Source organism: Klebsiella variicola (genome assembly GCF_000828055.2).
Taxonomy (GTDB): domain Bacteria; phylum Pseudomonadota; class Gammaproteobacteria; order Enterobacterales; family Enterobacteriaceae; genus Klebsiella; species Klebsiella variicola.
Genome location: NZ_CP010523.2, coordinates 4,933,473 through 4,947,115, shown reverse-complemented (window position 1 = coordinate 4,947,115; position 13,643 = coordinate 4,933,473). Strand labels below are relative to the sequence as shown.

Here is a 13,643-nt window from a genome sequence, read left to right as displayed (position 1 = left end):
GCGACGATCACATAAATCGTCCGAATGAGATTAATTCAGGGCGGCAGGAATCACGATCTGGCGGGGTTCGACGCTGCCGGCGATCTGCTCGATCAACTGCCGGGCGGCCCGGCGTCCGGACTCGGCATAGCCGGGATCGACGGTCAAGATTTCCGGGTGGAGAAACTTCATTAGCGGCGTGCTACCGACGCTGGCGAGCTGCAGCGCAGCGCGGCCCTGCTGCTGGAGGTACTTGCTGGCGCCGAGGGCGAGGGTATCCGTCGCGCAGACCAGGGCGCTGGTTTCGGCCGTCAGCACGCTGGCGACGGTGTCATACCCCTGCTTCATGCCCAAGCCCGGCAGAGCGGCGGTGGGCGTCAGGCGATGCTTTTTACAGAAGGCGAGGTAGGCGAGATGGCGGCGCTCGCCGGTGGTGACGTCGCTGTGCGGGACGCCAAGAAAACTGATGTGGCGATGTCCGCGATCGTAGAGCCGCTGCATCAGCAGCGTGATGGCGCCTTCGTCGTCATAGCACACCGAGGCGAAACCGGGGGCGTCGCGGGCCATCAGCACCAGCGTATCGCGCCAGGGGGCGAGCATCGCCTCATCAATGCCGGTAAATCCGAACAGCACTACGCCGTCAATATTACGCCGGGCGAGCATGCCGAGATGCTCTTCCACCAGTCCCGGGGAGAACTGACTCTCCATCATAATCGGATCGTAACCCTGTTCATAAAAGGCGGGCAGCATGGTCTGCACGGCAAGGTTTTCCGACAGGGAATCCAGACGGGTGACGATAATCGCCACCACTTTATCGCTCTGGCCGCGCATGGCGCGGGCGGAGCGGGAGGGTGAGAAACCGTGCTGCTGCATCACCGCTTCGACGCGCTCGCGGGTCCGTTCGCTGACCCCGCTCTCGTTGTTAAGGACGCGGGATACCGTCGATTTTCCTACGCCGCTTAAACGCGCAATATCTTTGATGGTCAGCCGGTTCTGCATGCGGAATTCTCGTCAGGGATGGTAGAAGTGAGCCTAATGCTACTCAACCAAACCGCAATGAGCAAAGTCTGGTTTACGTTCGGTTTAGTTGCGCGGGCTTATCATCGCCATAAATGCCACACATGTCTCAACGAGCGCGCTATAATCCGCGCCGTTTATATTCACTTACCGGAGAATTTATGGACCCCGATCCCACTCCTCATCCTCGATGGAGCAACCTTTCTTTCCGGTAAGCCTGTTTAACACTGCTTTACCGGAAAGCGTAAAGCAGTGATGTCCTTGATGTCCCTGCCATAAAAATTACATGCCTGACAGGTAGGCTTTGCTACGCCTGTTGGCGACGCTGCGTTCGCTCGCGCGAGCGCGGAGGGACTGTTTATGTTGAAAAATTATACCCGGCAGCTGTTCGCGCAGCTTAGCCGCCATCTGCCACGCCGTTTGGTCCAGCGCGATCCGCTGCCTGATGCCCGTAACCTGACCAGCGTGCCGATCCCGGACTCGCTCGGCAAGCGCTGCCTGGACGTTGCGGCGATGGATGACCAGGAGATCTGGCGTGCCTTTGACAGCCACCCTGAAGGGCTCAATGAAGGCGAAGTGGCGGCAAAGATCCTCAAACATGGTGACAATCAGATCCCGGCGCAGAAGCCCTCGCCGTGGTGGGTGCATCTGTGGACCTGCTATCGCAACCCGTTCAACCTGCTGCTGACGGTGCTCGGCATCGTCTCCTATTCCACCGAAGATCTGTTCGCCGCGGGCGTTATCGCGCTGATGGTCGGCATCTCGACGCTGCTTAACTTCATCCAGGAAGCGCGCTCGACCAAAGCGGCGGATGCGCTAAAGGCGATGGTCAGCAATACCGCCACGGTGCTGCGGGTGGTGAACGAGCAGGGGGAGAGCCGCTGGCTTGAACTGCCTATCGACCAACTGGTGCCAGGAGATATCGTCAAGCTGTCGGCGGGAGATATGATCCCGGCGGACCTGCGCATTATTCAGGCGCGCGATCTGTTTGTCGCTCAGGCCTCGCTGACCGGCGAATCGCTGCCGGTAGAGAAAGTCGCGCGCAGCCGCGACCCGCTGCAGCAGAACCCGCTGGAATGCGACACCCTGTGCTTTATGGGGACCAACGTGGTGAGCGGCTCGGCGCAGGCTATCGTCTACGCCACCGGCGGCAACACCTGGTTTGGCCAGCTGGCCGGGCGCGTCAGCGAGCAGGAAAGCGAGCCGAACGCCTTCCAGAAAGGCATCAGCCGGGTCAGCATGCTGCTGATCCGCTTTATGCTGGTGATGGCCCCGGTGGTGCTATTGATTAATGGCTACACCAAAGGCGACTGGTGGGAAGCGGCGCTGTTTGCACTGTCGGTGGCGGTCGGCCTGACGCCGGAGATGCTGCCGATGATCGTCACCTCGACGCTGGCGCGCGGGGCGGTGAAGCTGTCGAAACAAAAAGTGATCGTCAAACACCTCGACGCCATTCAGAACTTTGGCGCGATGGATATTCTCTGCACCGATAAAACCGGCACCCTGACTCAGGACAAGATCGTGCTGGAGAACCACACCGATGTCTCCGGTAAGTCCAGCGAGAGAGTGCTGCATACCGCCTGGCTCAACAGCCATTACCAGACCGGGCTGAAAAACCTGCTCGATACCGCGGTGCTGGAAGGCGTGGAGCTGGAGGCCGCCCGCGGCCTCGCAGAGCGCTGGCAAAAGGTGGATGAGATCCCGTTCGACTTCGAACGCCGCCGCATGTCGGTGGTGGTAAAAGAGCAGGGCGACGCGCATCAGCTGATCTGTAAAGGGGCGTTGCAGGAGATCCTTAACGTCTCGACCCAGGTGCGCTACAACGGCGAAATCGTACCGCTGGACGACACCATGCTGCGCCGCATCCGTCGGGTGACCGATACCCTGAACCGTCAGGGACTGCGGGTGGTGGCGGTAGCAACCAAATACCTGCCGGCGCGCGAGGGCGACTACCAGCGCGCCGATGAATCCGACCTGATCCTCGAAGGCTACATCGCCTTCCTTGATCCGCCGAAAGAGACCACCGCCCCGGCGCTGAAGGCGCTGAAGGCCAGCGGCATCACGGTGAAAATCCTCACCGGCGATAGCGAACTGGTGGCGGCGAAGGTGTGCCATGAAGTGGGGCTGGATGCGGGCGAAGTGGTGATTGGCAGCCAGATTGAAGCCATGAGCGACGATGACCTGGCGGCGCTGGCGAAGCGCACCACTTTGTTTGCACGTCTGGCGCCGCTGCATAAAGAGCGTATCGTGACGCTGCTGAAACGCGAAGGTCACGTGGTGGGCTTTATGGGCGACGGCATCAACGACGCCCCGGCGTTACGCGCGGCGGATATTGGCATCTCGGTTGATGGCGCGGTGGATATCGCCCGCGAGGCGGCGGATATCATTCTGCTGGAAAAAAGCCTGATGGTGCTGGAGGAGGGGGTGATCGAAGGCCGCCGCACCTTCGCCAACATGCTCAAGTACATCAAAATGACCGCCAGCTCCAACTTCGGTAACGTCTTTAGCGTGCTGGTGGCCAGCGCCTTCCTGCCGTTTCTGCCGATGCTGCCGCTGCACCTGTTGATTCAGAACCTGCTGTACGATGTCTCCCAGGTGGCGATCCCGTTCGATAACGTCGATGATGAGCAGATCCGTAAACCGCAGCGCTGGAACCCGGCCGATCTCGGGCGCTTTATGGTCTTCTTTGGACCGATCAGCTCGATTTTCGATATCCTCACCTTCGGCCTGATGTGGTGGGTGTTCCACGCCAATACCGTGGAGATGCAGACTCTGTTCCAGTCCGGCTGGTTTATTGAAGGGCTGCTGTCGCAGACGCTGATTGTGCACATGATCCGCACCCGGCGCATTCCGTTCGTTCAGAGCCGCGCCGCGTGGCCGCTGTTCGCCATGACTCTGGTGGTGATGGCCGTGGGCATTGCCCTGCCGTTCTCGCCGCTGGCGGGCTACCTGCAGCTGCAGGCGCTGCCGCTCAGCTACTTCCCGTGGCTGGTGGTGATCCTGGCGGGCTATATGGTGCTGACCCAGACCGTTAAAGGTTTCTATAGCCGTCGCTACGGCTGGCAGTGAAGGGCGCATTTTCGGATGAGCCACGTAAAAAAGGCAGCCACTGGCTGCCTTTTTTTCTGCCAACCAAAGCGATCAGCGACGTACGGCGATGGCTTCGATCTCGATCTTCACGTCTTTCGGCAGACGAGCGACTTCCACGCAGGAGCGCGCCGGGAAGGTGGCATTGTGCTCGGTGAAAAACGCTTCGTAGGTGGCGTTAACGGTAGCGAAATCGTTGAGGTCTTTGACGAATACGGTGGTCTTGACGATGTCGCCAACGGTGAGGCCAGCGGCTTCAACGATCGCTTTCACGTTGTTCAGCGACTGGCGCGCCTGCGCGGACACGTCTTCCGGGACGCTGCCGGTTTTCGGGTCGACCGGGATCTGGCCAGAGGTGATGATCATGCTGCCCAGATCAACGCCCTGAACGTATGGGCCAATCGCTGCTGGTGCATTTTCCGTCGCAATAGTTTTGCTCATGTTATCTCCAGATGAACTGAGTAATGTTACGCAAAATCATTCAGGTTGCCGCCAGAGGGTAAGCGCTGTGCCGCCGGCGCAGACGCCGCCTGAAGGACGAAGCGTAGGGTGGTAGCCATTATAGGGAGGCCTACCACCAATACCAACCGCATTTAGTTGGCCAGCACCACATAATGAGAAAACTCTTTTTCACAGTATTTGCATTTGAGTGCGATGTCATCGGCGCGTTTTTTCACTGCAAAACTGGAAGAAACCGGTTCGGCGTGGCTAATACAGTTGCTGTTCGGGCAGACCAGCACGCTGTCAATGCGATCCGGCAGGCTCGGGCGGGATTTGCCCACCACTTCGTAATCATCAATGCGGTTTACCGTCGCCTGCGGGGCGTACAGCGACAGCTGGTTAACCTGCTCGTCGGTCAGGAAGGTGTTCTCGATTTTAATCAAATCCTTGCGGCCCATCTCGCCGGAGGGCAGGTTCAGGCCGATGGTGATGCGCTGGTCGGTTTCGGTCAGTTTGAACAGGGTGAGCAGCTTAAAGCCGACCTGCGCCGGGATATGGTCGATCACGGTGCCGCGTTTAATGGCTTCTACTTGCAGTTTATTGTCGTGTGTCATCTCTCATTCCCCCTTACAGTGCCAGCTCGCTATTCAGTACCAGTGCCAGTAACGCCTGGCGGGCGAAGATGCCGTTACCGGCCTGCTGGAAGTACCAGGCGTGCGGTGTTTTATCGACATCGGTGGTGATTTCGTCAATGCGCGGCAGCGGGTGCAGCACCTTCATGTTGGCGCGCGCCCCTTCGAGGTCGGCGGCGCGCAGGACGAACTGCGCTTTCACGTTGGCGTATTCCGACGGATCCAGACGCTCTTTCTGCACGCGGGTCATGTACAGAATATCCACTTCCGCCATCACGTCGTCGATGGCGCTATGCAGGCTCCAGGCGATACCTTTTTCATCCAGCATATCGAGGATGTACTGCGGCATGGCCAGCGCGTCCGGGGCGATAAAGTAGAAGCGGTTGCCGCTGAATTTGGCCAGCGCCTGGGTCAGGGAGTGGACGGTACGGCCATACTTCAGATCGCCGACCATCGCCACGTTGAGGTTCTCGAGGCGGCCCTGGGTCTCCTGAATGGTGAACAGATCGAGCAGGGTTTGGGTCGGGTGCTGGTTGGCGCCGTCGCCGGCGTTCAGTACCGGCACGCCGCCGGAGAATTCAGTCGCCAGGCGCGCGGCGCCCTCCTGCGGATGACGCATCACGATGGCGTCAACGTAGGTGCTGATAACGGAGATAGTATCCGCCAGGGTTTCCCCTTTTTTGCCCAGCGAGGTATTGGCGCTGTCAGAAAAGCCGACCACGCTGGCACCCAGGCGGTGCATCGAGGTTTCAAAAGAGAGACGGGTACGGGTGGAGGCTTCAAAGAAACAGCTGGCGATAACCTTATGCTTCAGCAGCTCGGGTTGCGGATTGGCTTTCAGCTTTGCCGCCGTCGCCAGCACCAGTTCGAGGTCTTCGCGGCTGAGATCGTTTATGGAAATGATATGTTTTTGATATAGCGGGTTAGCCATGCTTATCTCCTGACGCCTGGGCAAAAAAAAAGCCCCTTAAATAAGGGGCTTCGGGAATCCAATGAGCAACGGAAAGAAAAACGCCAGGCCAGCGTCTGCGTTCAGACGCGCTAAGACAGAATGTCGTACGCAATTGGCCATGCTTCCTCCCGGCAAAACGACTGGCATTATACGCAGACCGTTATGACGATCAAGCGATTCATTCACAAACAGGTAATCGTTTGCCTGCAGAAAAGTGCGCCAGCGCAAAGAACGGTGAAACTGTACTGGTATGGCAGTGGCGATGGGGGTATAAAGTCATAAAATGAAATGCTGTTTTATATTCGAGGTAAGTGATGATTATTGGCAATATCCACCATCTGCAGCCATGGCTGCCTGCTGCGCTGCGCGAGGCCATTGAGCACGTCATCGCCCATGTCAGCGAGGCGACGCCGCTGGGTAAACACGATATCGACGGCAATAACCTGTTTTATCTGATTTCCGAAGACACCACCGAGCCGCAGGCCGCGCGCCGCGCGGAATACCATGCCCGCTATCTCGATATTCAGATTGTGCTCCGCGGCATCGAGGGGATGACCTTCAGTACCTTGCCGGCTGGAGAGCCGCAGACCGACTGGCTGGCGGAGAAAGACATCGCTTTTCTGGCCGAAGGCCAGCAGGAGAAAACGGTGATCCTCAACGAAGGGGATTTTGTGGTGTTTTATCCCGGCGAAGTGCATAAACCGCTGTGCGCCGTAGGCGCCCCGGCGAAGGTGCGCAAAGCGGTAGTGAAGATGCTGATGGCGTAAAATGGCGAGCCATATCCCGGATAAGCGCCGTGCTATCCGGGATGTGGCCGCCAGCGAGGGGCTACTTGCCCAGCGTCGCCACCATCACCGCTTTGATGGTATGCATCCGGTTTTCCGCCTGGTCAAACACCACGCTCGCCGCCGACTCAAACACTTCGTCAGTCACTTCCATGCCGCCGTGCAGGCCGTAATCGGCGGCCATCTGTTTGCCCAGCGTGGTCTGGTCGTCATGGAACGCTGGCAGGCAGTGGAGGAACTTGACCTGCGGATTGCCGGTCAGCGCCAGCATCGCACTGTTAACCTGATAATCGCGGAGCAGGGCGATACGTTCGGCCCATTTTTCCTTCGCCTCGCCCATCGATACCCAGACGTCGGTATAGATAAAATCGGCGCCTTTCACCCCCGCGGCGATATCTTCCGTCAGGGTGATGTTGCCACCCTGCTGTTTGGCCAGTGCGGTACAGGTCTCCACCAGCTGAGACTCCGGCCAGCAGGCCGATGGCGCTACCAGGCGCAGATCCAGACCGGTCAGCGCTGCGGCTTCCAGCATCGAATTGCCCATGTTGTTGCGCGCGTCGCCGGCGTAGACCAGCGTCATCTGGTTAAAGGCTTTGCCCGGCAGGTGCTCTTTCATGGTCAGCAGGTCCGCCAGCAGCTGGGTGGGGTGGAACTCGTTGGTGAGGCCGTTCCACACCGGCACACCGGCGTATTGCGCCAGGGTCTCCACCACCTCCTGGCCGTGGCCGCGATACTGAATGCCATCGTACATCCGCCCGAGCACGCGGGCGGTGTCTTTGATCGACTCTTTATGGCCAATCTGGCTGCCGCTTGGCCCCAGATAGGTCACGCGGGCGCCCTGATCGTATGCGGCAACTTCGAAAGAGCATCGTGTACGGGTTGAGTCTTTTTCGAAGATGAGCGCGATGTTTTTCCCTGCCAGTTTCTGGACTTCGATACCGTTTTTCTTATCGGCTTTGAGCTTTGCCGCCAGCTCGAGCAGGGTGGTGATTTCTGCAGGCGTAAAATCGAGTAACTTTAAAAAATGCTTCTGGTAAAACGCAGACATGGTTCCCTCACCTGGCATAGGCCACTAATTGAATTAAAATTCAATTTATATGTATGAATATTCATTTGCAAGTCTGTGATCGAAATCTTTCACTGAGAAGTGGAGGCAATGACGGCGGTATGTGACAATAGGGACAACTGCCGCACATTATGAGGAACGAGCCATGGCAAACCCGGAACACCTGGAAGAACAGCGTGAAGAGACGCGTCTGATTATCGAAGAGCTGCTGGAGGATGGCAGCGATCCGGACGCACTGTACACGATTGAGCATCACCTCTCTGCAGACGATTTCGAAACGCTGGAGAAAGTGGCGGTGGAAGCGTTCAAGCTGGGCTATGAAGTGACCGAGCCCGAAGAGCTGGAAGTGGAAGAGGGTGACATGGTCATCTGCTGCGATATTCTCAGCGAATGCGCGCTGAACGCAGACCTGATCGATGCCCAGGTGGAACAGCTGATGACGCTGGCAGAAAAATATGACGTCGAGTATGACGGTTGGGGTACCTATTATGAGGACCCGAACGGTGAAGAAGACGGCGACGATGACGAAGATTTTGTCGATGAAGACGACGATGGTGTTCGCCACTAAGCTGCAGATGGATACGGCGGCGCCTGCCGCCGTATAGCAAGGAACTTCCATGGATTACCCGCAGATACTCTCCCCGATTATCAACTTCCTGCACTGCCCGACGCCGCAGGCGTGGATTGACGAAGCCCGCAAGCCGGAAAACCTGCCGCTGCTGCTGACCGACCATATGGTGTGCGAACTGAAAGCGGCGCAGAACGCCATGCTGCTGGTGCGTCGCTACGTCGCGGATAAAGCCGACGCCGACGAGCTGCTGGCCTGCCTGAAGCCGTATGAAGACTTCACCTACCGCTGGGGGCCGGAGCCGGATTTTGTCGCCCTGCATAAGCGGATCAATAAAAGCGCCATGCCGCAGACCGACGACCCGTGGGGCCGCCAGTTGCTGGACAGCATGATTTTGCTGATTAAAGAGGAGCTACATCACTTCTGGCAGGTGCGGGAGATGATGCTGGCGCGTGATATTCCCTACGTCAAAATCACCGCCAGCAACTATGCCCGCGGCATGCGGCGGGAGGTGCGTTCGCACGAGCCGGTGATGCTGATCGATAAGTTGATCTGCGGCGCCTATATCGAGGCCCGCTCCTGCGAACGCTTTGCGGCGCTGGCGCCGTGGCTGGATGACGATCTGCAGAAGTTTTATCTGTCGCTGCTGCGCTCCGAGGCGCGTCACTATCAGGACTATCTGGATCTGGCGCAGAAGATTGCCGGAGACGATATTAGCGAGCGGGTGCGCCAGCTCGGCGAGGCGGAAGCGGCGCTGATCCTCAGGCCGGAGGCCGAGTTCCGCTTTCACAGCGGTGTGCCGGTAGCGGCGTAACCCTCGGTATTCGGGCCCTGTAGCCCCGGTAGCCACTAACACCGGCAGTTTCAGTAGCCCTGGGGAAAGAGATAGCGTTGAGAGCTTCAGCTCGCAATGGTATGGGCCGTAGGTCGGGTAAGGCGTTAGCCGCCACCCAACAAAAAAACGGCACCGCGAGCACGGGTAAGGTGCAAGGGGTTCCACCCGGGACATACCCCGGCTTGCGCTACGCTTAGCCGGGCTACCGAACTGTAGCCCCGGTAAGCGTAGCTCTACCGGGGACGCCTGCGATATCGAGGCGCTACAGCGTTTTCAGCATCCGCACTTCACAGTCAACGTGGCCGGTGCAACCCAGCGGCCCGTCAATGTGCTCAAAGCCGAGATGTTCATATAAGCCGATCGCCTCCGTCAGGAAGGCGGTAGTTTCCAGATAGCAGCGTTTAAAGCCCTGCTCGCGGGCGTAGTCCAGCGCCAGCAGCGCCAGCTTCTTCGCCAGCCCTTGACCGCGCGCGCTGGTCATAAAATACATTTTCTGTAACTCGCAGATATCCGGCTCGCTGCAGGCGAGCGGCGCGACGCCACCGCCGCCAACCACTTCGCCCTCTTTCTCCACCACCCAATAGGCAGAGCCTGGCTGGCTGTACAGCTCATACAGTTCATCGAGATTCGGGTCGGCGACCGTATAGCCTTTATCGGCGGTCAGGCCATATTCAGCCGAGACCTGGCGGATGACCCTGGCGATGGCGGCATTGTCTGCCGCCGTAATGCGACGCAGCAACGTCGCCGCGGGGACGCTCGTATTCATACAATGACTCATTACCCAAAAAAGACGAATGATGATGTTAATAACATCGCGACAGGGGAAAGCGCAAGCGAGGATGTTTCATAAAAAAACGCCCCTTGCCGGGTGGCAAGGGACGGGAGGATCACAGCGCGGCGATCACCGCCTGCTGCTCAATCAGCTTCGCTTTCGCTTCCGCGTAGCCTTCCAGCTTCTCGCGCTCTTTAGCGATCACCGCTTCCGGTGCGCGGGCGACAAAACCTTCGTTGGACAGCTTGCTTTCGATGCGGCCAATTTCACCTTCGATTTTGGCCACTTCTTTCGCCAGACGCGCCAGCTCATCTTCTTTATTGATGAGGCCCGCCATCGGGATCAGCAGCTCGGCACCGTCGATAATCTTGGTCACGGAGACCGGACCTTTATCATCGGCAGGCAGCACGGTAATGCTTTCCAGACGCGCCAGGTTCAGCAGGAAGCTGCGGTTGTCGTTCACACGACGCTCGGCCTCTTTGCTGCAGCCGCGCAGCAGCAGTTCCAGCGGTTTGCCCGGGGCGATGTTCATTTCCGCACGGATGTTACGCACGGCGACGATCGCCTGTTTCAGCCATTCGGTATCGGCCAGCGCCGCGTCATCCACCTGAGAGGCATCGTACTGCGGGAACGGCTGCAACATGATGGTGTCGGCGGTGATACCGCAGATCGCTTTCACGCGCTGCCAGATGGTCTCGGTGATGAATGGAATGATCGGATGCGCCAGGCGCAGCAGACCTTCCAGCACGATCACCAGCGTATGACGCGTCCCACGCAGCTCTGCTTCGCTGCCACCGTTCATCACCGGCTTGGTCAGCTCCAGGTACCAGTCGCAGAACTGGTTCCAGGTGAACTCGTACAGGATGCCGGCGGCGATATCGAAGCGGAAGTTATCCAGCGCTTCGCGATACGCTTTCACGGTGTGGTTGAATTCCGCGAGGATCCAGCGGTCGGCCAGGGAGAGCACCATTTCGCCGCCGTTGAAGCCACAATCCTGATCTTCGGTATTCATCAGTACGAAGCGGCTGGCGTTCCACAGCTTGTTACAGAAGTTACGGTAACCTTCCAGACGCTTCATATCCCAGTTGATGTCGCGGCCGGTAGAGGCCAGCGCTGCCAGGGTGAAACGCAGGGCGTCGGTGCCGTGCGGCTCGATGCCGTTCGGGAACTGTTTCTCGGTGCGCTTACGGATTTTTTCCGCCAGCTGCGGCTGCATCATGTTGCCGGTACGTTTCTCCAGCAGCTCCGGCAGGGTAATGCCGTCAACCATATCCAGCGGGTCGATAACGTTACCCTTGGATTTGGACATCTTCTGGCCTTCGTCATCGCGGATCAGACCGGTCATGTAGACGGTCTTAAACGGTACCTGCGGCTTGCCGTTTTCATCTTTGATGAAGTGCATGGTCATCATGATCATGCGGGCGATCCAGAAGAAGATGATGTCGAAGCCGGACACCATCACGCTGGTCGGGTGGAACTGACGCAGGGCGTCGGTGTTTTCCGGCCAGCCGAGGGTGGAGAAGGTCCACAGCGCGGAAGAGAACCAGGTATCCAGAACATCTTCATCCTGACGCAGGGCAACGTCGGCGCTCAGGTTGTTTTCCTGACGCACTTCGTCTTCGCTACGGCCCACGTAGACGTTGCCGTCGTTGTCATACCATGCCGGGATGCGGTGACCCCACCACAGCTGACGGGAGATACACCAGTCCTGAATATCGCGCATCCAGGAGAAGTACATGTTTTCGTACTGCTTCGGCACGAACTGAATGTCGCCATTCTCAACGGCTTCCACCGCCGGCTTGGCCAGCACGTCCGCACGCACGTACCACTGGTCGGTGAGCATCGGTTCGATAACCACGCCGCCGCGATCGCCGTAAGGGACGGTCAGATCGTGCGGTTTGATCTCTTCCAGCAGGCCGAGGGCGTCAACCGCCGCAACGACGGCTTTACGCGCCGCGAAGCGTTCCAGTTTCTGGAACTCCGCCGGGATCTCGCTGGAGTAGACGTCGGATTCATTGCCTTTGGTGTCGTAGACTTCCGCGCTTTCGCGGATGTCGCCGTCAAAGGTCAGGATGTTGATCATCGGCAGCTGATGACGACGACCCACTTCGTAGTCGTTAAAGTCGTGCGCCGGGGTGATCTTCACGCAGCCGGTGCCTTTTTCCATGTCGGCGTGTTCGTCGCCCACGATCGGGATGCGACGGTTAACCAGCGGCAGCACCACGAATTTGCCAATCAAATCTTTGTAACGCGGATCTTCCGGGTTAACGGCCACGCCGGTATCGCCAAGCAGGGTTTCCGGACGGGTGGTGGCGACCACCAGGTAATCTTTACCGTCAGCGGTTTTCGCGCCATCGGCCAGCGGGTAGCGGATGTGCCACATGGAACCTTTCGATTCGCGGTTTTCCACTTCGAGGTCGGAAATGGCGGTGCGCAGTTTCGGGTCCCAGTTAACCAGGCGTTTACCGCGGTAGATCAGATCTTCTTTGTACAGGCGAACAAAGACTTCTTTCACGGCATTGGAAAGCCCCTCGTCCATGGTGAAGCGCTCGCGCTCCCAGTCCACGGAGTTGCCGAGGCGGCGCATCTGGCGGGTAATGGTGCCGCCGGATTCTGCTTTCCACTGCCAGATTTTGTCGATGAAGGCATCGCGGCCGTAGTCGTGACGGGTTTTCCCTTCTTCCGCGGCAATCTTACGCTCAACCACCATCTGGGTGGCGATACCCGCGTGGTCGGTACCGGCCTGCCACAGGGTGTTTTTGCCCTGCATGCGCTGGTAGCGAATCATGGTATCCATGATGGTTTGCTGGAAGGCATGACCCATATGCAAACTGCCGGTGACGTTCGGCGGCGGGATCATGATGCAGAAGCTCTCCTGGCTTTCATCACCATTCGGTTTGAAATAGCCCTGCTTTTCCCAGTGCTCGTAAAGCGGCTGTTCGATATCTTGTGGGTTGTATGTCTTTTCCATTATTTCCAGGTTGCCGTGTTCAGGTTGAAACCAGCCATGCGGTACGCTTTATAGCGTTCGCGCGCCAGTTGTTTCAGATTTTCTTCGTAAGGGACAAAGTCTATCACTTCTGTGAAAGCGGTGGCAAAATCTGCAAAGTTAAGCCGCAGACTGATCAGAATGTCCCGCGGGCTGCTGTTGCGTTTCTGCGGCCAGGCAATCTCCACCGGCGCGCCGCCTCTCGGGCCTTCGCCCGCCAGATTATGCGGCACAAAGCTCTCCGGCGGCCGCGACCACAGCGCCTCGTCGAGACGAATCGCCTGCTGCTCATCTTCACAGGCGATCAGGACGCGCTTGCCGTTGCGCCAACGTTCTGCGGCAATGTCACACACCAGCTGCTCGACGGCGCTCAGGCCTTCGACGGTGTTTTCGTTGTCCAGAAGGTAGAACGTTGCATTCTTCATATATGGGGCTTCTTGTCGTGGATTTAAATGCAAAGCCGGGTGGCGCTACGCTTACCCGGCCTACAAACGGCATCTTTCCGTAGGCCCGGTAAGCG

General features: G+C 58.4%; 16 protein-coding genes. 5 read left to right on the top strand and 11 right to left on the bottom strand.

Annotated elements, in window-relative coordinates; all coding sequences use genetic code 11:
• Positions 1-30 precede the first annotated feature (30 nt).
• Positions 31-978, bottom strand: coding sequence for a trehalose operon repressor TreR (gene treR / locus SP68_RS23095; RefSeq protein WP_008807130.1), 948 nt, complete (start codon positions 976-978; stop codon positions 31-33).
• 113 nt (positions 979-1,091) lie between these two features.
• On the opposite strand from treR, the gene mgtL reads away from it, so the two are divergent.
• Both mgtL and mgtA read left to right on the top strand, forming a co-directional pair.
• Positions 1,092-1,211, top strand: a complete 120-nt coding sequence (gene mgtL, locus SP68_RS29150; protein ID WP_353074613.1) for a mgtA regulatory leader peptide MgtL — start codon at positions 1,092-1,094, stop codon at positions 1,209-1,211.
• Positions 1,212-1,356: 145 nt separating this feature from the next.
• Positions 1,357-4,065: a magnesium-translocating P-type ATPase gene (gene mgtA, locus SP68_RS23090; RefSeq protein WP_022065403.1), complete on the top strand. Its 2,709-nt coding sequence runs from the start codon at positions 1,357-1,359 to the stop codon at positions 4,063-4,065.
• Between the two features lie 72 nt (positions 4,066-4,137).
• Here the strand turns inward: mgtA and ridA are convergent, their stop codons facing one another.
• From ridA to SP68_RS27040, 5 genes are all read right to left on the bottom strand, one after another.
• Positions 4,138-4,524: a 2-iminobutanoate/2-iminopropanoate deaminase gene (gene ridA / locus SP68_RS23085; RefSeq protein ID WP_002886926.1), complete on the bottom strand. Its 387-nt coding sequence runs from the start codon at positions 4,522-4,524 to the stop codon at positions 4,138-4,140.
• A gap of 152 nt (positions 4,525-4,676) precedes the next feature.
• The gene (gene pyrI / locus SP68_RS23080; protein ID WP_002886927.1) at positions 4,677-5,138 is read right to left on the bottom strand and encodes an aspartate carbamoyltransferase regulatory subunit; all 462 of its coding nucleotides are present in this window, start codon (positions 5,136-5,138) and stop codon (positions 4,677-4,679) included.
• Between the two features lie 13 nt (positions 5,139-5,151).
• Entirely contained in the window at positions 5,152-6,087 is a 936-nt protein-coding gene (gene pyrB / locus SP68_RS23075) for an aspartate carbamoyltransferase (protein ID WP_004206522.1), read from the bottom strand.
• A 2-nt stretch (positions 6,088-6,089) separates the two neighbouring features.
• Entirely contained in the window at positions 6,090-6,149 is a 60-nt protein-coding gene (locus SP68_RS28980) for a pyrBI operon leader peptide (RefSeq protein WP_227650304.1), read from the bottom strand.
• Positions 6,124-6,228 (bottom strand): pyrBI operon leader peptide, encoded by a 105-nt coding sequence (locus SP68_RS27040; RefSeq protein ID WP_012969080.1) that lies wholly within the window; start codon positions 6,226-6,228, stop codon positions 6,124-6,126. Before SP68_RS27040 ends, SP68_RS28980 begins: the two co-directional genes overlap by 26 nt.
• Before the next feature lie 194 nt (positions 6,229-6,422).
• Here SP68_RS27040 and SP68_RS23070 point away from each other — a divergent pair, with 194 nt between their 5' ends.
• Positions 6,423-6,875, top strand: a complete 453-nt coding sequence (locus SP68_RS23070; protein WP_008807128.1) for a YhcH/YjgK/YiaL family protein — start codon at positions 6,423-6,425, stop codon at positions 6,873-6,875.
• A gap of 61 nt (positions 6,876-6,936) precedes the next feature.
• On the opposite strand, the gene argF is transcribed toward SP68_RS23070, so the two are convergent.
• Together argF and argL are read right to left on the bottom strand one after the other, a co-directional pair.
• On the bottom strand, positions 6,937-7,941 hold the full coding sequence (gene argF / locus SP68_RS23065) for an ornithine carbamoyltransferase (RefSeq protein WP_040972609.1): 1,005 nt from the start codon (positions 7,939-7,941) through the stop codon (positions 6,937-6,939).
• Entirely contained in the window at positions 7,911-8,006 is a 96-nt protein-coding gene (gene argL / locus SP68_RS29145) for a putative translational regulatory protein ArgL (protein WP_370736902.1), read from the bottom strand. The genes argF and argL overlap by 31 nt, the downstream gene beginning before the upstream one ends.
• A 98-nt stretch (positions 8,007-8,104) precedes the next feature.
• Here argL and rraB point away from each other — a divergent pair, with 98 nt between their 5' ends.
• Entirely contained in the window at positions 8,105-8,527 is a 423-nt protein-coding gene (gene rraB / locus SP68_RS23060; protein WP_008807126.1) for a ribonuclease E inhibitor RraB, read from the top strand.
• Between the two features lie 49 nt (positions 8,528-8,576).
• Positions 8,577-9,341: a tRNA isopentenyl-2-thiomethyl-A-37 hydroxylase MiaE gene (gene miaE, locus SP68_RS23055; protein ID WP_008807125.1), complete on the top strand. Its 765-nt coding sequence runs from the start codon at positions 8,577-8,579 to the stop codon at positions 9,339-9,341.
• 283 nt (positions 9,342-9,624) lie between these two features.
• Here the strand turns inward: miaE and SP68_RS23050 are convergent, their stop codons facing one another.
• The 3 genes from SP68_RS23050 to holC all read right to left on the bottom strand — a co-directional run bounded on the left by SP68_RS23050 (position 9,625) and on the right by holC (position 13,548).
• Positions 9,625-10,128, bottom strand: a complete 504-nt coding sequence (locus tag SP68_RS23050) for a GNAT family N-acetyltransferase (protein ID WP_008807124.1) — start codon at positions 10,126-10,128, stop codon at positions 9,625-9,627.
• Positions 10,129-10,249: 121 nt separating this feature from the next.
• Positions 10,250-13,105, bottom strand: a complete 2,856-nt coding sequence (locus tag SP68_RS23045; RefSeq protein WP_012543078.1) for a valine--tRNA ligase — start codon at positions 13,103-13,105, stop codon at positions 10,250-10,252.
• Positions 13,105-13,548 carry a DNA polymerase III subunit chi gene (gene holC / locus SP68_RS23040; protein ID WP_008807122.1) on the bottom strand — a complete coding sequence of 148 codons (444 nt, stop codon included), beginning with the start codon at positions 13,546-13,548 and terminating at the stop codon, positions 13,105-13,107. Before holC ends, SP68_RS23045 begins: the two co-directional genes overlap by 1 nt.
• Positions 13,549-13,643: the final 95 nt, after the last annotated feature.